This window comes from Streptomyces europaeiscabiei (genome assembly GCF_001550375.1).
Taxonomy (GTDB): Bacteria; Actinomycetota; Actinomycetes; order Streptomycetales; family Streptomycetaceae; genus Streptomyces; species Streptomyces europaeiscabiei.
This window is the reverse complement of the sequence record NZ_LRTR01000128.1, coordinates 24,113-43,586: the sequence shown is the minus strand read 5'-3', so window position 1 is coordinate 43,586 and position 19,474 is coordinate 24,113. Positions and strand designations below refer to the sequence as shown.

Annotated in this window: 22 protein-coding genes; 20 read left to right on the top strand and 2 right to left on the bottom strand. The window is 70.3% G+C overall.

Translation table 11 applies throughout. From position 1 onward, the window contains the following. The coding region (locus AWZ10_RS06085; RefSeq protein ID WP_159058216.1) for an ACT domain-containing protein at nucleotides 1-294 on the top strand (294 nt) is incomplete at its 5' end. Nucleotides 295-495: 201 nt separating this feature from the next. Next, the gene (ffh, locus tag AWZ10_RS06080) at nucleotides 496-2,046 is read left to right on the top strand and encodes a signal recognition particle protein (protein WP_060890619.1); all 1,551 of its coding nucleotides are present in this window, start codon (nucleotides 496-498) and stop codon (nucleotides 2,044-2,046) included. 398 nt (nucleotides 2,047-2,444) lie between these two features. Here ffh and AWZ10_RS06075 read toward each other — a convergent pair whose 3' ends face one another. Next, a complete protein-coding gene (locus AWZ10_RS06075; protein ID WP_408992957.1) occupies nucleotides 2,445-3,305 on the bottom strand; it encodes an SAM-dependent methyltransferase in 861 nt (286 codons plus the stop codon). Between the two features lie 202 nt (nucleotides 3,306-3,507). Between AWZ10_RS06075 and proS the strand changes: the two genes are divergently transcribed. The 18 genes from proS (at nucleotide 3,508) to AWZ10_RS05985 (ending at nucleotide 18,440) form a co-directional block, all read left to right on the top strand. Further along, complete coding sequence (gene proS / locus AWZ10_RS06070; RefSeq protein WP_046705182.1) at nucleotides 3,508-4,923, top strand: proline--tRNA ligase; 1,416 nt, start codon at nucleotides 3,508-3,510, stop codon at nucleotides 4,921-4,923. Between the two features lie 260 nt (nucleotides 4,924-5,183). After that, nucleotides 5,184-5,780 (top strand): hypothetical protein, encoded by a 597-nt coding sequence (locus AWZ10_RS06065; protein WP_033526923.1) that lies wholly within the window; start codon nucleotides 5,184-5,186, stop codon nucleotides 5,778-5,780. A gap of 362 nt (nucleotides 5,781-6,142) precedes the next feature. Beyond that, nucleotides 6,143-6,562, top strand: a complete 420-nt coding sequence (rpsP, locus tag AWZ10_RS06060; RefSeq protein ID WP_037696010.1) for a 30S ribosomal protein S16 — start codon at nucleotides 6,143-6,145, stop codon at nucleotides 6,560-6,562. A 2-nt stretch (nucleotides 6,563-6,564) separates the two neighbouring features. Further along, the gene (locus tag AWZ10_RS06055; RefSeq protein WP_037696011.1) at nucleotides 6,565-6,804 is read left to right on the top strand and encodes an RNA-binding protein; all 240 of its coding nucleotides are present in this window, start codon (nucleotides 6,565-6,567) and stop codon (nucleotides 6,802-6,804) included. Nucleotides 6,805-6,887: 83 nt separating this feature from the next. After that, a complete protein-coding gene (rimM, locus tag AWZ10_RS06050) occupies nucleotides 6,888-7,475 on the top strand; it encodes a ribosome maturation factor RimM (RefSeq protein WP_046705183.1) in 588 nt (195 codons plus the stop codon). Further along, entirely contained in the window at nucleotides 7,475-8,308 is an 834-nt protein-coding gene (gene trmD / locus AWZ10_RS06045; RefSeq protein WP_046705184.1) for a tRNA (guanosine(37)-N1)-methyltransferase TrmD, read from the top strand. The genes rimM and trmD overlap by 1 nt, the downstream gene beginning before the upstream one ends. A 134-nt stretch (nucleotides 8,309-8,442) precedes the next feature. Further along, entirely contained in the window at nucleotides 8,443-8,793 is a 351-nt protein-coding gene (gene rplS / locus AWZ10_RS06040) for a 50S ribosomal protein L19 (RefSeq protein ID WP_013000407.1), read from the top strand. 69 nt (nucleotides 8,794-8,862) lie between these two features. Next, entirely contained in the window at nucleotides 8,863-9,594 is a 732-nt protein-coding gene (gene lepB, locus AWZ10_RS06035; RefSeq protein ID WP_046705185.1) for a signal peptidase I, read from the top strand. After that, entirely contained in the window at nucleotides 9,587-10,717 is a 1,131-nt protein-coding gene (gene lepB, locus AWZ10_RS06030; protein WP_046705192.1) for a signal peptidase I, read from the top strand. The genes lepB (AWZ10_RS06035) and lepB (AWZ10_RS06030) overlap by 8 nt, the downstream gene beginning before the upstream one ends. Beyond that, complete coding sequence (lepB, locus tag AWZ10_RS06025; protein WP_046705186.1) at nucleotides 10,683-11,573, top strand: signal peptidase I; 891 nt, start codon at nucleotides 10,683-10,685, stop codon at nucleotides 11,571-11,573. The genes lepB (AWZ10_RS06030) and lepB (AWZ10_RS06025) overlap by 35 nt, the downstream gene beginning before the upstream one ends. Before the next feature lie 80 nt (nucleotides 11,574-11,653). Next, nucleotides 11,654-12,400: a signal peptidase I gene (gene lepB / locus AWZ10_RS06020; RefSeq protein ID WP_046705187.1), complete on the top strand. Its 747-nt coding sequence runs from the start codon at nucleotides 11,654-11,656 to the stop codon at nucleotides 12,398-12,400. Further along, on the top strand, nucleotides 12,390-12,905 hold the full coding sequence (locus tag AWZ10_RS06015; RefSeq protein WP_046705188.1) for an NUDIX hydrolase: 516 nt from the start codon (nucleotides 12,390-12,392) through the stop codon (nucleotides 12,903-12,905). The genes lepB (AWZ10_RS06020) and AWZ10_RS06015 overlap by 11 nt, the downstream gene beginning before the upstream one ends. A gap of 56 nt (nucleotides 12,906-12,961) precedes the next feature. Then, a complete protein-coding gene (locus AWZ10_RS06010; RefSeq protein ID WP_005311352.1) occupies nucleotides 12,962-13,270 on the top strand; it encodes a DUF2469 domain-containing protein in 309 nt (102 codons plus the stop codon). Between the two features lie 170 nt (nucleotides 13,271-13,440). Then, a complete protein-coding gene (locus tag AWZ10_RS06005) occupies nucleotides 13,441-13,806 on the top strand; it encodes a YraN family protein (RefSeq protein WP_046705189.1) in 366 nt (121 codons plus the stop codon). Then, complete coding sequence (locus AWZ10_RS06000) at nucleotides 13,806-15,428, top strand: YifB family Mg chelatase-like AAA ATPase (RefSeq protein WP_046705190.1); 1,623 nt, start codon at nucleotides 13,806-13,808, stop codon at nucleotides 15,426-15,428. The genes AWZ10_RS06005 and AWZ10_RS06000 overlap by 1 nt, the downstream gene beginning before the upstream one ends. 37 nt (nucleotides 15,429-15,465) lie before the next feature. Continuing rightward, on the top strand, nucleotides 15,466-16,623 hold the full coding sequence (gene dprA / locus AWZ10_RS05995) for a DNA-processing protein DprA (protein WP_060890618.1): 1,158 nt from the start codon (nucleotides 15,466-15,468) through the stop codon (nucleotides 16,621-16,623). A 272-nt stretch (nucleotides 16,624-16,895) separates the two neighbouring features. Continuing rightward, entirely contained in the window at nucleotides 16,896-17,732 is an 837-nt protein-coding gene (whiG, locus tag AWZ10_RS05990; protein ID WP_046704976.1) for an RNA polymerase sigma factor WhiG, read from the top strand. A 150-nt stretch (nucleotides 17,733-17,882) separates the two neighbouring features. Continuing rightward, nucleotides 17,883-18,440: a TetR/AcrR family transcriptional regulator gene (locus tag AWZ10_RS05985; protein WP_046704977.1), complete on the top strand. Its 558-nt coding sequence runs from the start codon at nucleotides 17,883-17,885 to the stop codon at nucleotides 18,438-18,440. A gap of 189 nt (nucleotides 18,441-18,629) precedes the next feature. Here AWZ10_RS05985 and AWZ10_RS05980 read toward each other — a convergent pair whose 3' ends face one another. Further along, nucleotides 18,630-19,223 (bottom strand): murein hydrolase activator EnvC family protein, encoded by a 594-nt coding sequence (locus AWZ10_RS05980; RefSeq protein WP_046704978.1) that lies wholly within the window; start codon nucleotides 19,221-19,223, stop codon nucleotides 18,630-18,632. Nucleotides 19,224-19,474: the final 251 nt, after the last annotated feature.

Genomic DNA, 19,474 nt, shown 5'->3' with positions numbered 1-19,474 from the left:
GAGCTCGCCCTGTCCGAGGAACACGAGCACACGCTGTGGAACTACCTGACGTACGCGGCGGCCTCCCGGCACGCCACGGTCATCGAGGTCCGTGCCCAGGACGCCCCCGGGCTGCTCCACCGGATCGGGCGCGCCCTGGAGGACGCGCACGTACGGGTGCGCAGTGCGCATGTCAGCACACTGGGCGCCAACGCCGTGGACGCCTTCTATGTGACCGGGGCGCAGGGGACACCGCTGCCGGGCGACGAGGCGGCGTCCGTGGCGCGGAAGCTGGAGGAGATGCTGCGCGGCTGAACGTGACGGGCACGGGACACCAGGCCCCGTGCCCGTCCCTGTGTCCGTGCTCGTGCTCGTGCCCGTCCCCGTCCCTGTGCCTGTGCCTGTGTGAGGAGGGTTCCGTCACCACTATCCACAGGGGTGGAGACCCGAACACACCCAGACAGATACCCTGGAGGGCGACCCAGACTGCCCCCGACTCCGAGGACCGACACCGCCGTGTTCGATACGCTCTCCGATCGCCTCTCAGCGACTTTCAAGAACCTGCGCGGCAAGGGGCGCCTTTCCGAGGCGGACATCGACGCCACGGCGCGCGAGATCCGCATCGCGCTCCTGGAAGCGGACGTCGCGCTGCCGGTCGTCCGGGGCTTCATCAAGAACGTCAAGGAGCGGGCGCTCGGCGCCGACGTCTCCAAGGCGCTCAACCCCGCCCAGCAGGTCCTCAAGATCGTCAATGAGGAACTGGTCGCGATCCTCGGCGGTGAGACCCGCCGCCTGCGCTTCGCCAAGAACCCGCCGACCGTGATCATGCTCGCCGGTCTGCAGGGTGCCGGTAAGACCACCCTCGCGGGCAAGCTGGGCCACTGGCTGAAGGAGCAGGGCCACTCGCCGCTCCTCGTCGCCTGTGACCTCCAGCGCCCCAACGCGGTGAACCAGCTCAGCGTCGTCGCCGAGCGCGCGGGCGTCGCGGTCTACGCCCCGGAGCCGGGCAACGGCGTGGGCGACCCGGTCAAGGTCGCCAAGGACTCCATCGAGTTCGCCAAGTCGAAGGTCCACGACATCGTGGTCGTCGACACCGCGGGCCGCCTGGGCATCGACCGGGAGATGATGCAGCAGGCCGCCGACATCCGGGACGCGGTCTCCCCGGACGAGATCCTCTTCGTCGTCGACGCGATGATCGGTCAGGACGCCGTCAACACGGCCGAGGCCTTCCGGGACGGCGTCGGTTTCGACGGCGTGGTCCTCTCCAAGCTCGACGGTGACGCCCGCGGTGGTGCCGCCCTGTCGATCGCCTCGGTCACCGGCAAGCCGATCATGTTCGCGTCGAACGGCGAGAAGCTCGACGAGTTCGACGCGTTCCACCCCGACCGGATGGCCTCCCGCATCCTCGACATGGGTGACCTGCTCACCCTGATCGAGCAGGCGGAGAAGACGTTCAGCCAGGAAGAGGCCCAGAAAATGGCCTCCAAGCTGGCGTCCAAGAAGGGGCAGGACTTCACCCTCGACGACTTCCTGGCCCAGATGGAGCAGGTCAGGAAGATGGGCAGCATCAGCAAGCTGCTCGGCATGCTGCCCGGCATGGGGCAGATCAAGGACCAGATCAACAACATCGACGAGCGCGACGTCGACCGCACCGCCGCGATCATCAAATCGATGACGCCGGGTGAGCGCCAGGAACCGACGATCATCAACGGCTCGCGCCGGGCCCGTATCGCCAAGGGTTCGGGCGTCGAGGTCAGCGCGGTGAAGAACCTCGTCGAGCGGTTCTTCGAAGCCCGCAAGATGATGTCCCGCATGGCCCAGGGCGGCGGCATGCCCGGGATGCCGGGTATGCCCGGCATGGGCGGTGGCCCCGGCCGCAGCAAGAAGCAGCCCAAGCAGGCCAAGGGCAAGCAGCGCTCCGGCAACCCGATGAAGCGCAAGCAGCAGGAGCAGGAGGAGGCCGCCCGCCGGGCCGCCGGCGCCCAGGGTGGTGCCCTCGGACTGCCGGGTCAGCCGGCCCCGCAGGACTTCGAGCTGCCGGACGAGTTCAAGAAGTTCATGGGCTGACAGGCCTCATGGCGGACGCCGCGTGACCGGCCGGGGGGTGTGGCCGGGCGCGCGGCGCCGGGTGCCGTGTGCGTGGACGGCATGAGTGTGGTGTCGCTCGTGGTGCTTGTGGTGGCAACTCCCGTACGCAGATGTGTTGTTCCCCTGGACGATGCGTCAGGCTATGGGTGCCGTGCGGCACTTGGCCAAGCGAAAGCGCTACCGACCCGCTTTCTTCACACCATTCACACCCACATCGGAAGAAGTCTCGAAGACCTCCTCGGGGGCTCCCCGAAACGATCGGGGTGCCCCGAAGCGCTCAGTGACTGCCCGAAAGCGCTCGAGGGCTCCCCGAAGTGCTCAGGGACCGACCGAAGCGCTCAGGGGCCGGCCAAGCCGTCGAAACACGCCCCGAGTCCTCAGCGCGTCCGCGTGATCAGGTAGCGGAACACGTTCGGCATCCACACCGTGCCGTCCCGGCGGCGGTGCGGGTGCAGGGCCTCGGTCAGTTCCTTGTCCACCTGAGCCTGGTCGGTGGCCCCGATCGCCGCGTCGAACAGGCCGGTCGACAACAGCCCCCGGACCGCGTTGTCCACGTTGGCGTACCCGAAGGGGCAGGCCACGCGTCCGGAACCGTCCGGCTTCAGGCCGGCCCGCTGGGCGACCTCCTCCAGGTCGTCCCGCAGTGCCGGGCGCCAACTGCCCGCGCTGCGCAGGGGATCGGCGAGCTTCGTGGCCACACGGAGCACGGCGGACGTGGCGCAGCGTTCAGGCGGGCCCCAGCCGGCGAGGACCACGGGGGTGCCGCGTTCCGCGAGCGGGGTCGCCGAGGCGAGCAGTTCACCGAGGCCCTCGGAGTCCCCGGCCAGGCAGCCGATCGGCTCGAAGGCGGTCACCAGGTTGTACAGCGGGTCACCGGGCGTGCGGGCCGCGTCCTCGGGGACGCCTTCGACGACCCGAGCGCCGCCACGCGCGCGTGTGGCCCATGCCTCCGTCTGCAGCCGCTCCCGCGCGAGTGCCGTTCTCTCGGGGGTCCCCGAGTCGACGCCGGTGACCGCGGCGCCCCGCGAGGCGGCCATCAACAGCGCGAGGCCGGACCCGCAGCCGAGGCCGAGCAGTCGGGTGCCGGTGCCGACGTCGAGCCGCCGGTGGACGGCCTCGTACAGCGGTACCAGCATCCGTTCCTGGATCTCGGCCCAGTCACGCGCGCGTGCACACCGGTCCACGCGGGGTGCGGCCCCCGCGCGAGGCAGTTGCTGCCGCACGAGCGTAGGTGTCATATCGAAAGCGCCCCAATCCGCCGTGAGTTGCCGTTGCCGGATTTCCTGGCCCCCGTGGCAGTGCGCGCTCGCACTCCCCCCGTATGTCAGGAAACTCCGCACCCGGCGAGTCGTCCAGGGGTCTCGGACACCGGCTTGCGAACTGTCTGGGAGTGAACAAAAGAATTCACATCCCCGCAACGTGGACCCGTACCATCGCGCCATGGCCAAGGCACCCGTACTCACGCCCCGCGCGGACGACTTCCCGCGCTGGTACCAGGATCTGATCACCAAGGCCGAGCTGGCCGACAACGGTCCGGTGCGCGGCACCATGGTCATCCGACCGTATGGGTACGGGCTGTGGGAGCGGATGCAGCAGGAGATGGACTCCAGGATCAAGGAGACGGGCACGCAGAACGCGTACTTCCCGCTCCTGATCCCGCAGTCGTACCTCGCCCGGGAGGCCGAGCACGTCGAGGGCTTCGCGCCCGAGCTGGCCGTGGTGACGCACGGCGGCGGCAAGGAGCTCGAAGAGCCCGCCGTGGTCCGCCCCACCTCCGAGATGATCATCAACGAGTACTTCTCGAAGTGGGTGCAGAGCTACCGCGACCTGCCGCTGCTGATCAACCAGTGGGCGAACGTGGTCCGTTGGGAGCTGCGCCCGCGTCTGTTCCTGCGCACCTCCGAGTTCCTCTGGCAGGAGGGCCACACGGCGCACGCGACGTACGAGGAGGCGCGCGACTTCGCCGCGCACATCCACCGGGAGGTCTACGAGGACTTCATGGTGAACGTCCTCGCGATGGACGTCGTCCCCGGCCGCAAGACCGTCAAGGAACGCTTCGCGGGAGCCGTCAACACCCTCACCCTCGAAGGCATGATGGGCGACGGCAAGGCCCTCCAGATGGCCACCAGCCACGAACTGGGCCAGAACTTCGCCAAGGCCTTCAACACCCGGTACCTGTCGAAGGAAGGCAAGCAGGAACTCGTCTGGCAGACCTCCTGGGGCTCCACCACCCGCATGATCGGTGCCCTGGTGATGATGCACGGCGACGACAACGGCCTGCGGGTCCCGCCCCGGCTGGCCCAGATCCAGGTCGTCGTGCTCGCGATCAAGGGCGACGACGCGGTTCTGGCCAAGGTCCGCGAACTCGGCGCCCGGCTGAAGGCCGCGGGTGTCCGTGTCCAGGTGGACGACCGCACGGACGTCCCCTTCGGCCGCCGCGCCGTCGACTGGGAACTCAAGGGCGTCCCCGTACGCATCGAGATCGGCCCCCGTGACCTGGAGAACGGCACCGCGATGCTCGTCCGCCGCATCCCGGGCGGCAAGGAACCGGTCGCCGTCGACGCACTCGCACACCTGCTGCCGGCGATCCTCGAGGAGGATCAGGCGCTCCTCCTGAAGCAGTCGCGCGAGCGCCGCGAGTCCCGTACGACCGAGGTTTCCACGCTCGACGAGGCGATCGAGGCCGCAGCTGCCGGCGGCTGGGCGCGTATTCCCTGGTCGACGCTGGGCGAGGACGGCGAGACCAGGCTCGGGGAGCACGCCGTGACCGTACGGTGTCTGGTCGCCGAGGACGGGTCGGTGCCCGACTCCTACGACGCACCCGGTAACGTCGCCGTGGTGGCGCGCGCTTACTAGAGCGCTCCCTTCCGCCGGGAGAGCGGCCGAAACGCCCCTTGCGCATCTGACGACCACAGGTGCCCCAGCGCGTGGACCTCGTCTACGCGCCGGGGCGTACGTGTTACTACGTACCGCCTTGTGGTGAGCTGTGAGGCTTCTCCGCAGATCAGCGCACCCGCCCTCGTCAGGACGCACTAGTGGCAACTGACGGGTACGTGCAAATTATTTGGGATGGCCCGGAATCGGAACACACGGGCACCCCGGCTCGTTGTCATTACGTGAGCACGACACAGACACCACCTGTTCTCGCCGCAGAACTGGCACAGGCGTGGGCCGACATTCAACGGCACCACCCCGAGCTGCCGGATCTTGCCGCTCCCGAGTCACTGATCGGGGAGTCGTCGTCCGCCTGCGGGCACGAACTCTCCTTCGAGCGACTGCTCCATGAGGCAGTCCATGGCATCGCCGCCGCGCGCGGAGTCCGCGACACCTCCCGGGCCGGCCGGTACCACAACCGCAGATTCCTCGCGATCGCCGAGGAGCTCGGCCTCGACCATCCGGAGGAACCGCACCCCAGCAGCGGTTTCTCGCTGGTCACGCTCAACCCCGAGGCCAAGCGTCGCTACCGCCCGACCATCGACAGATTGCAGCGTGCCCTCAAGGCCCACACCGCGGCGACCTCCGCGGACACGGCCCGCAGCTTCCGGGGCCCGGCCGCCCGCCACGGCTCCTCCGGCGGCGGCGTCCGCGTCAAGGCCGTCTGCGACTGCGGCCGCAACGTCCGGGTCGTCCCGTCCGTACTGGCCCAGGCCCCCATCGTCTGCGGCGGCTGCGGCAAGCCCTTCCGTATCCCGGAGGTCGTGGGCGCGGCGTGACGGCCGACGAGCTGGGACGACGACTGCTCGTGGCAGCCGTACACAGCTCGTGGGCTCGGATTCGGCCGCACCGTGGGGTGCCGCTGCAGTCATGCGTGGCTGCGGCAGTTGTGCCGCTGGGAGGCGCCCCGCGCGCCGGGGCAGGCGAAACGCCCTGGCGCCGGGTGCCGCTTCGGCATGGCTTCGTCCGGCCCCGGTAAGAGGCGAAGCCCAGCGTGTGGCACAATGGCTAGCTGTACTCGACAGTCGCACAGGACCCCTCTCTCCTCCGGCTGACGCGTCCATCGGGCACTCGGGTACCGCAACCCCACGCGGCCTTCTCGCCGTGCCCAATCACGTCAAATCCAGGAGAACCCACTCCCGTGGCAGTCAAGATCAAGCTGAAGCGTCTGGGCAAGATCCGTTCGCCTCACTACCGCATCGTCGTCGCCGACTCCCGCACCCGTCGTGACGGTCGTGCGATCGAGGAGATCGGCAAGTACCACCCGACGTACCACCCGTCGGTCATCGAGGTCGACGAGGACCGCGTCGCGTACTGGCTGGGTGTCGGCGCGCAGCCGACCGAGCCCGTGCTCGCGATCCTGAAGAAGACCGGCGACTGGCAGAAGTTCAAGGGCGAGCCCGCTCCGGCGCCGCTCCTCGTGGCCCAGCCGAAGTCCGCGCGCCCGTCGTTCGAGGCCCTGGGCGGCGACGACGAGGGCAAGGGTGAGGCGATCACCCAGAAGAAGAAGGCCGACAAGAAGGACGAGGCTGCCGCCGAGTCCGAGTCGACCGAGGCCTGAGCATGCTCGAGGAGGCTCTTGAGCACCTCGTCAAGGGCATCGTCGACTACCCCGACGATGTGCAGGTGGCTTCCCGCGACCTGCGCCGTGGACGCGTACTCGAGGTCAGGGTCCACCCCGACGACCTCGGTAAGGTGATCGGCCGCAACGGCCGTACCGCCCGCGCCCTGCGTACCGTCGTGGGCGCCATCGGTGGCCGCGGTATCCGAGTCGACCTCGTCGACGTGGACCACGTCCGCTGACAACATGCGCAGCACCGGCTCGGGCCGGGGAGGGCCACTGGGCCGTCCCCGGCCCGTAGTCGTATGACAGGAGATCAAGCACAGTGCAGCTCGTAGTCGCACGGATCGGCCGCGCCCACGGCATCAAGGGCGAGGTCACCGTCGAGGTCCGCACCGACGAGCCGGAACTCCGGCTCGCTCCCGGCGCCGTCCTGTTCACGGACCCCGCCTCGACGGGCCCGCTCACCATCGAGACCGGCCGGGTCCACAGCGGCCGGCTGCTCCTGCGCTTCGAGGGCGTCCGCGACCGCAGCGCCGCCGAGGCCCTCCGCAACACCCTGCTGATCGCGGAGGTGGACCCGGAGGATCTGCCGGAGGAAGAGGACGAGTACTACGACCACCAGCTGATGGACCTGGACGTGGTCACCAAGGACGGAACCGAGGTCGGCCGGATCATCGAGATCTCGCACCTGCCGTCCCAGGACCTCTTCATCGTCGAGCGGCCCGACGGGAGCGAGGTGATGATCCCGTTCGTCGAGAAGATCGTCACCGAGATCGACCTGACCGAGCAGCGGGCGGTCATCGACCCGCCGCCGGGCCTGATCGACGACCGGGCGGAGATCGCTTCCGCCCGGGACGCCGACGAGGAGTCCGCCGCGGATCCCTCCGGACCGGCCGGGAACGAGATCTGATGCGGCTCGACGTCGTCACGATCTTCCCCGAGTACCTCGAACCCCTGAACGTCTCCCTCGTCGGCAAGGCACGCGCGCGTGGACAGCTGAACGTGCACGTCCACGACCTGCGGCAGTGGACGTACGACCGGCACAACACGGTCGACGACACCCCCTACGGCGGCGGCCCCGGAATGGTCATGAAGACGGACCCCTGGGGCGACGCCCTGGACTCCGTCCTCGCCGACGGCTACGAGACGGGTGCCGGCGAGCCCGCGCTCATCGTCCCCACCCCCAGCGGCCGCCCCTTCACCCAGGCGCTCGCCGTCGAGCTCTCCGAGCGCCCCTGGCTGGTCTTCACACCGGCGCGCTACGAGGGCATCGACCGACGCGTGATCGACGAGTACGCCACCCGGATGCCCGTTCACGAGGTGTCCATCGGCGACTATGTGCTCGCCGGCGGCGAGGCGGCCGTCCTCGTCGTCACCGAGGCCGTGGCGCGGCTGCTGCCCGGAGTTCTCGGTAACGCCGAGTCCCACCGGGACGACTCCTTCGCGCCAGGCGCCATGGCCAACCTCCTGGAGGGGCCGGTCTACACCAAGCCCCCCGAGTGGCGCGGCCGCGACATCCCCGATGTGCTGCTCAGCGGGCACCACGGCAAGATCGCTCGCTGGCGGCGCGACGAGGCCCTGAAGCGTACGGCGGCCAACCGGCCCGACCTCATCGAGCGCTGCGACCCCAAGGCCTTCGACAAGAAGGACCGCGAGATGCTCTCCATCCTGGGCTGGGCGCCGGATCCGGAGGGTGCGTCGCACGGCCGATTTTGGCAGCGGCCGGAGGGCGTGGAACAATAGGCCGCTGTTGTGCGTCGTCCGGCGCGCGCCCCTGCCGCAGGGGGACACGACGCCCGCCCCGACACGGACAGCATCCTCTCGATACACCTAGCTCCCGCCTATGACCTGTGGCATGGGCGAAGAAAGCAGACGAAATGTCTCACCTGCTCGACTCCGTCGACTCCGCGTCGCTGCGCAGCGACATCCCGGCCTTCCGCCCGGGTGACACCGTCAACGTCCACGTCCGCGTCATCGAGGGCAACCGCTCCCGTGTGCAGCAGTTCAAGGGCGTAGTCATCCGTCGCCAGGGCGCCGGTGTCCGCGAGACCTTCACGGTCCGCAAGGTCTCGTTCTCCGTCGGCGTCGAGCGCACCTTCCCGGTGCACACCCCGATCGTCGAGAAGATCGAGCTCGTCACCCGCGGTGACGTCCGCCGCGCCAAGCTGTACTACCTGCGCGAGCTGCGCGGCAAGGCGGCGAAGATCAAGGAGAAGCGCGACAACTGATCGCGCGCTCGAGTCACCACTCGAGTCACAAAAGGTCGTCACAGCGGGGCCGGATACGATCTGGCCCCGATGGACACCGACGCACAGCAGCACATGGAGCGCGACCGTTCCCCTCGCCCTTCCGGCGACGAGGTCTCCGAGGAGATCTCCGACACAGGAGGGCCTGAGGAGCGGTCGCGTTTCGCATGGGTGGACCGGGCCACCGAGTGGGTGCCGGGTGGGAATTACACCCTGACCGTGCTGATCTGCCTGCTTTTTCTGGCGCTCTTCAGCAACTTCGTGATGCAGCCGTTCCAGATTCCCAGCAGCTCCATGGCCCGTTCATTGAGGATCGGGGACCGCGTTCTCGTAAATAAGTTGGCGTACCGTTTCGGATCTGAGCCGCAGCGCGGTGACGTCGTCGTGTTCGACGGCACCGGCTACTTCGGGAACGCCGACTACATCAAGCGCGTTGTCGGCGTGGGGGGAGACCGGGTGGTCTGCTGCGACCAGCAGGGGAGGCTTGAGGTGAACGGCCGGTGGGTCGACGAGTCGTCGTTTCTGTACCCGGGCGACAGCCCGTCGAACGTACCCTTCGACGTGGTCGTCCCCGAGGGCAGGCTGTTCCTCCTCGGCGACCACCGCAGTGACTCCAGCGATTCCCGCGACCATCTGGGGTCGCCCGGCGGCGGCATGGTCCCCCTCGACTCCGTGATCGGCAGGGCCGACTGGATCGGCTGGCCCGCCGACCACTGGACGCGTCTGGACCGTCCGGACGCCTACGCGCGTGTGTCCGCCGCCGTCGGCGGTGCGCATGGGTAACCGCGGCAAACCCCGCGGTGCGGCTCCCAGCACCGCCGCCGAGAACCTGCTGCCCACCGGCACGCGGCGGTCCGGCGGGGCCGCCCGGCCGAGCCGGGTCGAGCGGCGGAAGCTCGCCCGCAAGATCAAGGCGCGCCGGCGTCGCTCCGCGGTCAAGGAGATCCCGCTCCTTGTCGGGGTCGCCGTCCTCATAGCCCTGGTCCTGAAGACCTTCCTCGTCCAGGCGTTCGTGATCCCGTCGGGCTCCATGGAGCAGACGATCCAGATCGGTGACCGTGTCCTGGTCGACAAACTCACGCCCTGGTTCGGCTCCAAGCCCACCCGCGGGGACGTCGTCGTCTTCAAGGACCCGGGCGGCTGGCTGGAGGACGAGCAGACGACGGCCGCCACCGAGGACCCGATCGTCATCAAACAGATAAAGGAAGGCCTGCAGTTCATCGGCCTCCTCCCGTCCGACGACGAACAGGACCTGATCAAGCGGGTCGTCGCGGTCGGCGGCGACACCGTCAAGTGCTGCGACACCCAGGGCCGCGTCACCGTCAACGGCATGCCGCTGGACGAGACGGCGTACATCCACCCCGGCAACCAGCCCTCGACCCAGCAGTTCCAGGTGACCGTGCCCCAGGGCCGCCTCTGGGTCATGGGCGACCACCGGGAGAACTCCGCCGACTCGCGCGCCCACCAGAGCGACGATTCCAAGACGGCGCAGTTCGGCGGCACGGTCCCGGAAGATGCCGTCGTCGGCCGGGCCGTGGTCATCGCCTGGCCGGTCGGCCACTGGGGGCAGTTGGAGGAGCCGGACACATTCACCGCCGTGCCGGGCGGGTCGACCACCGCCCTCGGCGCTTCGCATAGGGTGGCCTCCGCGGATCGAAACGGATTGATCCCTCTCCCGACCCCTGCGGAACTCCCGCTCGTTATGGGAGTGGTGGGCCTGCACCGGCTGTGGCGCGGGCGGCGGTACGGAGTGAGGAGTGGATGTGGGGGATTTGGCGGTCGGCGCACGGTCCGGACACGGTGGTTCCGAAGAACGGCCGGAGCGATCCGACGAGGCGGCTTCCCCGGCCGCGGAGAACGTGGAGGGCGCCGTGAATTCCGAGGGTTCGGCCGACTCCGGGAGTGACTCCCCGGGCGGAACGGACGGCGGTGACGGCGCCCGTACCTCGGTCGACGACGGCGACCAGCACGAGAGGCCCAAGAAGAAGCAGCGTTCCTTCTGGAAGGAACTGCCGATTCTGGTCGGTATCGCGCTGGTGCTCGCGCTGCTGATCAAGACCTTCCTGGTGCAGGCGTTCTCCATCCCGTCCGACTCGATGCAGAACACCCTGCAGGAGGGCGACCGGGTCCTGGTCGACAAGCTCACCCCGTGGTTCGGCTCCGAGCCCGAGCGCGGCGAGGTCGTCGTCTTCCACGACCCCGACGGCTGGCTGAACGGCGAACCCACCCTGGAGCCCAACGCCGTGCAGCGCGTCCTCGGCTGGATCGGCCTGATGCCGTCCGCCGAGGAGAAGGACCTCATCAAGCGGACCATCGGCGTCGCCGGCGACACCGTGGAGTGCGACGGCACGGGCCCGCTCAAGGTCAACGGCAAGGCACTGAACGAGCCCTACGTGTACCCGGGCAACACCCCCTGCACCGTCGACGACACCGGCGGTCAGTTCAAGGTGAAGGTACCCAAGGGCAAAATCTGGGTCATGGGCGACCACCGGCAGAACTCGCTGGACTCCCGCTACCACCAGAACGACACGAACGACGGCATGGTCCCCGTGAGCCAGGTCGTGGGCCGCGCCATCGTGGTGGCCTGGCCGCCCACTCGCTGGTCCACGCTGCCGATTCCCGACACCTTCGACCAGAACCTGGGCGCCGCCGCTCCCGGCGCGCTCGGCCTCGCTGGCGCGGTGCCGCTGGTGCTGTGGCGCCGGCGCCGCCTTCTGGCCACCGAGAGCCCGAGGGTTTCTGGTACGCGTACCGCCGGGTAGGGTGCCGTCCCAGATCGCCGATCTTCCGCGGCCCGCAAGGGGCCCGGACGGTCGATTCTCCGACCTGGGGGAGCACTGGGATGAGCGGGACGACTAGTCGTACGGACGAGGGCCACGGACGGCTCGGCAGCAAGCTGTCGGGACTGGCCGTGGCCCTCGGCTGTGTGCTCTTCCTGGGCGGCTTCGTGTGGGGCGCGATCGCCTACGCGCCCTACACCGTGCCCACCGACTCCATGGCCCCCACCATCACCTCCGGGGACCGCATCCTCGCCGAGCGGATCGACGGTGCCGAGATCGAGCGCGGTGACGTCGTGGTCTTCCGGCAGGAGACCTGGGGCAACTCGGCCATGGTCAAGCGGGTCGTCGCGGTCGGCGGAGACACGGTCGCCTGCTGCACCGACGGCAAGCTGACCGTCAACGGCAAGAAGATCGACGAGGCCTATCTGCCCGAGGGCCAGGCGGCCGAACTGACCGGTATCCCGGAGATCGAGGTTCCCAAGGGCCGGCTGTTCCTCCTCGGCGACGAGCGCAGCGGTTCCCTGGACTCCACCGCCCACCTCACCGAGGCCGGCAGCGGCACGGTGCCGCGTGCCCACGTGGACGCGCGCGTGGACGCCGTCGTCTGGCCCATGGAGGGCATGCTGGCCCGTCCCACGGGCTTCGAGAAGCTCGGCGCGCTCTCTTCTCCCGGCCCGCTGCGGCTGATCACCGCCGCGCTGGTCGTGGGCATGGTGCTCGTCCTGGGCGGCGCGGCCTACGGACCCGTGGCCAAGCGGGTCGGCGGGCGTCGGCGCACGACGCAGTCGGAGCCGGCCGTTGTCGGCTGAGGGCACGTACGAGGGCGGGCTGCGCAGGGTGGCCCGGGTGATCCTGCTGGATCCGCGGGAGCGCATCCTGCTGCTGCACGGGCACGAGCCGGACGATCCGGCCGACGACTGGTGGTTCACGCCCGGCGGCGGCGTGGAGGGCGCGGAGACCCGTGAGGAGGCCGCCCTGCGGGAACTCGCGGAGGAGACCGGGATCACGGACGTGGAGCTCGGTCCCGTGCTCTGGCGGCGGGTGTGCTCCTTTCCCTTCGCCGGGCGCCGCTGGGACCAGGACGAGTGGTACTACCTCGCCCGTACCACCGATACGCGGCGGGTGGTGTCCGTCGGGGCGGGCCTCACGGAGCTGGAACGACGCAGCGTCGCCGGAGCACGATGGTGGACGTGCGGGGAACTGGCCCGGGCGCATGAGACGGTGTACCCGACCAGACTCGCCGAACTGCTCCGCACACTGCTCGACGAGGGTCCCCCGGCCAGACCCGTGGTCCTCGACACCGAAATTGTCTAGGGGCTCGCGGGACTGGCGCACAATGGTGGGATCGCACGGCTGAAGGGGAACATGCCATGAGCGCCGAGGACCTCGAGAAGTACGAGACCGAGATGGAGCTGAAGCTCTACCGGGAGTACCGCGATGTCGTCGGTCTGTTCAAATACGTGATCGAGACCGAGCGGCGTTTCTACCTGACCAACGACTATGAGATGCAGGTGCACTCGGTCCAGGGTGAGGTGTTCTTCGAGGTGTCGATGGCGGACGCCTGGGTGTGGGACATGTATCGGCCGGCTCGGTTCGTGAAGCAGGTGCGAGTGCTCACGTTCAAGGACGTGAACATCGAGGAGCTGAACAAGAGCGATCTGGAGTTGCCGGGCAGCTGAGGCCGGTCCGGGGTGGGTGGGGACAGGTGGGTGCGCTGCGGGCTGGTGACCGTGCTCGTCGTGTCGTCATCCGTGTGGGTGATGAAGTTATCCACAATCGGCTGCTTGTCCACCAAGATCCAATAGTGGGCTGAGTCGCCCTCAGTGTTGGCGCCGGAGGTGGTGCCGACATGAGCAAGGCACGAGGTGCACTCGGCAAATACGGCGAGGAGCTGGCCGCGCGGCGGCTGGCCGAGGCCGGTATGACGGTCCTGGAGCGCAACTGGCGCAGCGGCAGGACCGGCGAGATCGACATCGTGGCGCGCGACGGGGACGCGCTCGTCGTCTGCGAGGTGAAGACCCGCAGGGCCGGCCCCTTCGAACATCCGATGGCGGCCGTCACGACCACCAAGGCCCAGCGACTGCGCGGCCTCGCCGAACGCTGGCTCCAGGAACACGGAGGGAGCCCACCGGGCGGCGTCCGCATCGACATCGTGGGCGTCGTCCTCCCCGACCGCGGCGCCCCCGTCGTGGAACACGTGCGGGGGGTGGCCTGATGGGATTCGCCCGCACGTGCTCCGTGGCCCTCGTCGGCGTCGAGGGTGTCGTCGTCGAGGTCCAGGCCGACCTGGAACCGGGGGTGGCGGCCTTCACGCTGGTGGGGCTGCCGGACAAGAGCTTGACGGAGAGCAAGGACCGGGTCAGGGCGGCGTTGGTCAACTCGGGCGCCGAGTGGCCGCAGAAGAAGCTGACGGTGGGGCTCAGTCCCGCATCGGTGCCCAAGGCCGGAAGCGGGTTCGACCTGGCGATCGCCTGCGCGGTCCTGGGGGCCTGCGAGCGGATCGATCCGCGGGTGCTCTCCGACATCGTCATGATCGGGGAGCTGGGACTCGACGGGCGGGTCCGGCCGGTACGCGGCATCCTGCCCGCTGTGCTGGCCGCCGCCGAGGCCGGATACGAGCAGGTGGTGGTGCCGGAGTGCGCTGCCGCCGAGGCCTCGCTGGTGCCCGGCGTCTCGGTTCTGGGCGTGCGCACCCTGCGGCAGCTGATCGCCGTGCTCGCGGATGAACCCGTGCCGGACGAGGAACCCGACGAGGGCCGCCCGGACCCGCTCATGGCGGGACTCCGGCTGCCGGGCACGGGCGCGGCCACCGGGATGCACACCACGGGAGCCGCGCAGCAGGACCTGGGCCACGACCTCGCCGACGTCGTCGGTCAACTCGCGGCCCGGACCGCCGTGGAGGTGTCGGCGGCCGGCGGCCACCACCTCTTCCTGGAAGGTCCGCCGGGTGCGGGCAAGACGATGCTGGCAGAGCGGCTGCCGGCCATTCTGCCGAAGCTGGCCAGGGAGGAGTCGCTGGAGGTCACGGCGGTCCACTCGATCGCCGGTCTGCTGCCGGTGGGGAAACCACTGGTCGACGTGGCGCCCTACTGCGCCCCTCACCACTCGGCCACGATGCAGGCCCTCGTCGGTGGCGGCCAGGGCGTCGCACGGCCGGGCGCGGTCTCCCTCGCCCACCGTGGGGTCCTCTTCCTCGACGAGACCCCCGAGTTCGGCAGTCAGGCCCTGGACGCCCTGCGGCAGCCGCTGGAGGCCGGGCACGTCGTGATCGCGCGCAGCGCGGGTGTGGTGCGGTTCCCGGCGAAGTTCCTGATGGTGCTCGCCGCGAATCCCTGTCCCTGTGGACGCTTCTCGCGCACGGACGACCTGTGCGAGTGTCCGCCCGCGTCGGTCCGCCGCTATCAGGCGCGGCTCTCCGGGCCGCTGCTGGACCGGGTCGACCTGCGGGTCGAGGTCGACCGGATCACCCGGTCCGAACTCACCCGGCGTGGGGCCCGGGGCGAGTCCACGGCGACGGTGGCCGACCGGGTGCGCTCGGCCAGGGAGCGGGCGGCCGCACGTCTGCTCGGCACTCCCTGGCGGACGAACAGCGAGGTACCGGGGCGCGAACTGCGCAGCCGGTGGCACGCGACCCCGGGCGCGATGGACGAGGCCGAGCGCTGCCTGGAGCGGGGAGTGCTGACCGCGCGCGGCCTGGACCGGGTGCTGCGGGTCGCCTGGACCATCGCCGACCTCGTCGGCCACGACCGACCGGACGCGACGGACGCCAACCTGGCCCTGCAACTGCGCACCGGAGTGCCGCGCGGGGTGCCGATGGCGATCGGAGCGTTGACGTGAGGCCCGGCGGGGCCTGTGGCTCGTCGGCGGGTGAGCCATGACCGGCGGCCCGCCGGATGCCGAGCGGCTCGACCGGGCCTTCCTGGCCCGGGTTTTCGAACCCGGGGACGAACTCGGGGGGCGGTGGCTGCGGGAGTTCGGAGCCCGGGAACTGGTGCGGAGGCTTTGCGAGGGCGGGCGATCGCTGCCCGAGGCCTCGGAGAAGCGGTGGGCGGGGCTGTGCGCCCGCTCCGGCCGCGCCGACCCCGAAGGGGACCTGGCCCGTGCGAGGGAAGCGGGAGTCAGGTTCCTCGTACCCGGGGATGCCGAGTGGCCCGGGCAGCTCGATGACCTCGGGGACGGGCGGCCCGTGGGGTTGTGGGTGCGGGGGAGGGCCAACGTGCGGATGTGGGCGTTGCGGTCCGTGGCCGTGGTGGGGGCGCGGGCCTGTACGGAGTACGGGGCCCACATGGCGGCCGCGCTCGGGGCGGGGCTGGCCGAGCGGGGGTGGGTGGTCGTGTCCGGCGGTGCGTACGGCGTGGACGGGGCCGCGCACCGTGGGGTGCTCGGGGCCGGTGGGGCGACCGTCGCCGTGCTGGCGTGCGGGGTGGACCGGCCCTACCCCAGGGGGCACGTGCAGTTGATCGGCAGGATCGCCGAACAGGGTCTGGTGGTGGGGGAGTTGCCGCCGGGGGAGCACCCGACGCCGAGCCGGTTCATCCTGCGGAACCGGGTGATCGCCGCGCTCACCAGAGGGACCGTGGTCGTGGAGGCGGCCCACCGCAGCGGCGCGCTGGTCACGGCGCGGGCGGCGCAGCGGCTGGGCCGCTTCACGATGGGTGTGCCGGGGCCCGCGACCTCGGCCCTCTCGGCAGGCGTGCACGAACTGCTGCGGGGCGATGCCGTGCTCGTGTCCGACGCCGCCGAAGTCGTCGAGCTGGTGGGTGACATGGGAGAGCTGGCGCCCGCCCGACAGGGGCCCGTACTCCCCCGTGACCTGCTGGAACCCGGAGCGCGACAGGTTCTCGCCGCGCTGCCCGGGCGGGGGACCGCGGCCGCCGACGAGGTCGCCCGGGGCGCGGGCACGACCGTCGACGACGCGGTCGGGAGACTGTACGAACTGCGCGCACTCGGATACGTCGAACGACACGGCGACGGCTGGAAGTTGACACGCCAGGCGATGATCTCCGTCTCGTCGGATCGGAGGCGAAGTTGACCGAGCGTGTTCGGCCGTCCGGGGGAACGCCGACAGCCTTGCGGTTTCCGGCAGTTGGCGTCCCGTCCCGGTCACGCAGTGCGATCACCGTGACTCCGCGGGGCGTCCAGCGGAACGTATCTGCGCACCGGCGATCCCCCGCCCTTCGCGCACTGCGACTCTCCAGTCACGCTACGCTCACGAGGATTCCGTCTCAGGACAGGCAACTCGACATCAGACCGACAGCTCACCCAGGCACCCCCAGTTCACGGCAGAACGGCACAAGGCGACGAATGCCCCAGCACACCTCCGGGTCTGACCGGGCGGCGGTACCCTCCGCCGCTCGCGGCACCGTGCGCCCGCCCGCCCCCTCGACACTCGACGAGCTGTGGCGGACGTACAAGACGACGGGCGACGAACGGCTGCGCGAGCAGTTGATCCTGCACTACTCGCCGCTGGTGAAGTACGTCGCGGGCCGGGTGAGCGTCGGCCTGCCGGCCAACGTCGAGCAGGCCGACTTCGTCTCCTCCGGGGTCTTCGGGCTCATCGACGCGATCGAGAAGTTCGACATCGACCGGGAGATCAAGTTCGAGACGTACGCGATCACCCGGATCCGGGGTGCCATGATCGACGAGCTGCGCGCGCTGGACTGGATCCCCCGGTCGGTGCGGCAGAAGGCACGCAACGTGGAGCGGGCCTACGCCACCCTGGAGTCGCGGCTGCGACGCACCCCGAGTGAGGGCGAGGTAGCCGCCGAAATGGGTATCGCGGTCGAGGAACTCCACTCGGTCTTCAGTCAGTTGTCGCTGGCCAACGTGGTGGCGCTGGAGGAGCTGCTGCATGTCGGTGGCGAGGGCGGTGACCGGCTGAGTCTGATGGACACCCTGGAGGACACCGCCGCGGACAACCCGGTCGAGGTCGCCGAGGACCGGGAGCTGCGCCGCTTCCTGGCACGGGCCATCAACACGCTGCCCGAGCGGGAGAAGACCGTCGTCACGCTGTACTACTACGAGGGGCTCACGCTCGCGGAGATCGGGAACGTGCTGGGGGTCACCGAGAGCAGGGTGAGCCAGATCCACACCAAGTCGGTGCTGCAGCTACGGGCGAAGCTGGCGAGTTTCGGCCGTTGACCCCGGTCCGACCTGGCGAGATGTGGTGCGAGGGCCGGGCTTCGGTGGCGTCGGCGGGGCTCCCGCAGGGGGCCGGCCGGGGGAAGGCACTCCCGTGGGTGGCGGTCCGTCCGTAGAGTGGTTGACGTGCCAAGGATTCGAGCGGCCTCCGTGGCCGAGCACCGGTCGATGCAGCGAGCCGCCCTCCTGGACGCGGCGCGGTCCCTGCTGTCCGAGGGTGGGACGGAGGCGTTGACGTTCCCCGCGCTCGCCGAGCGCACGGGCTTGGCGAGGTCGTCCGTGTACGAGTACTTCCGGTCGCGGGCCGCCGTGGTCGAGGAACTGTGCGAGGTCGACTTTCCCGTCTGGGCGGCGGAGGTCGAGGCGGCGATGGCCGCGGTCGCGCGCCCCGAGGACAAGGTCGAGGCATACGTCCGCAAGCAGCTGGAGCTGGTCGGGGACCGACGGCATCGGGCCGTGGTGGCGATCTCGGCGAGTGAGCTGGACGCCGGGGCGCGGGAGAAGATCCGGGCCGCGCACGGCGGGCTCGTCGCGATGATCGTGGAGGCGCTCGCGGCGCTGGGGCATGGGGAGCCGCGATTGGCCGCCATGCTCTTGCAGGGGGTCGTGGACGCGGCTGCGCGCCGTATCGAGCTGGGGGCCGCCGAGGATCCCTCCGCGATCACCGAGGCGGCCGTGGGAATGGCTCTGCGGGGTGTGCGGGGCTGAGTTCCCTCGCGGCTCGGGCGCCTGCCACCGGGGCTCAGCCCTCGCGGCTCGGCGCCTCAACTCCTGCACCTGGGCGGGAACGGGGTTCGCTCACCGGCGCCGGCCGGGCCCCGGCTGCGCCCACTCGTGCCGCTCCAGCGGTACGACTGCCCGCAGCCGGGGAAGCGGCACGACGCTTCGGCGGCACGATCACGCGGGCACCGGCAGCAGGCGTGAGGGGCCCCTCCGCAGCAGCCACGGCGGCAGCAACGACAGCGGGTCCAGGTAGGTCTCCCCTCTGCGCAGGCCCCAGTGGAGGCATGCTGTCGGGCAGTGGGAGGGAGTTGCCTCCAGCGTGCCCAGAAGGGCGCCCGCGGTCACCTCGTCGCCCTTCCTCACCGATGTCAGGACAGGTTCGTAGGTCGTGCGCAGGGGTGGGTCGCCGGTGCCGGTCAGTTCGATCGTGACGACTCCCCGGCCCGCCACCCGGCCCGCGAAGGAGACCCGGCCCGCTGCCACCGCGCGGACCGGGGACCCGGCCGGGGCGGACAGGTCGACGCCTCGGTGGCCCCGGGCGTAGGGGGTGGGCGGTGGCTCCCAGGCACGGACCACCAGGGGGCGCAGGCCCACGGGCCAGGAGCTTCCCACGGCGGGGACGGGCCCCGCGGGGGTCGGTGGTCCCGGCGCCGCGCGCGGCGCCGCCGTCCAGGCCGTGACCAGGAGTGTCGACGCCAGACACAGCAGGGCCGTCCACACCCTCGGGCGTCGTCGGGTCGCTCGCTCGTGGGACATCTCGTGAGACATGGGGCAAGCGTCCCGTGAAGCGGGCGATCATGGCCGGGATCTGTGGAGTACTCGCCGGTTGTGGATATCGGCGTCACCCGGGACCCCGTGGGTCCCGTACACTTCTGGTGGCGATCCGGGTCACCGGGTCGACTTCGCACGCCCCGGTACGAGGCCCGTCTGCGGTCCGTATCAGCGCCCCTCGGTCCTTCGTGGCAACGGCGCATCGCGGGCGTCAGGCGCGGGAGCCGTCCGGTTCCCGCGGCACAACC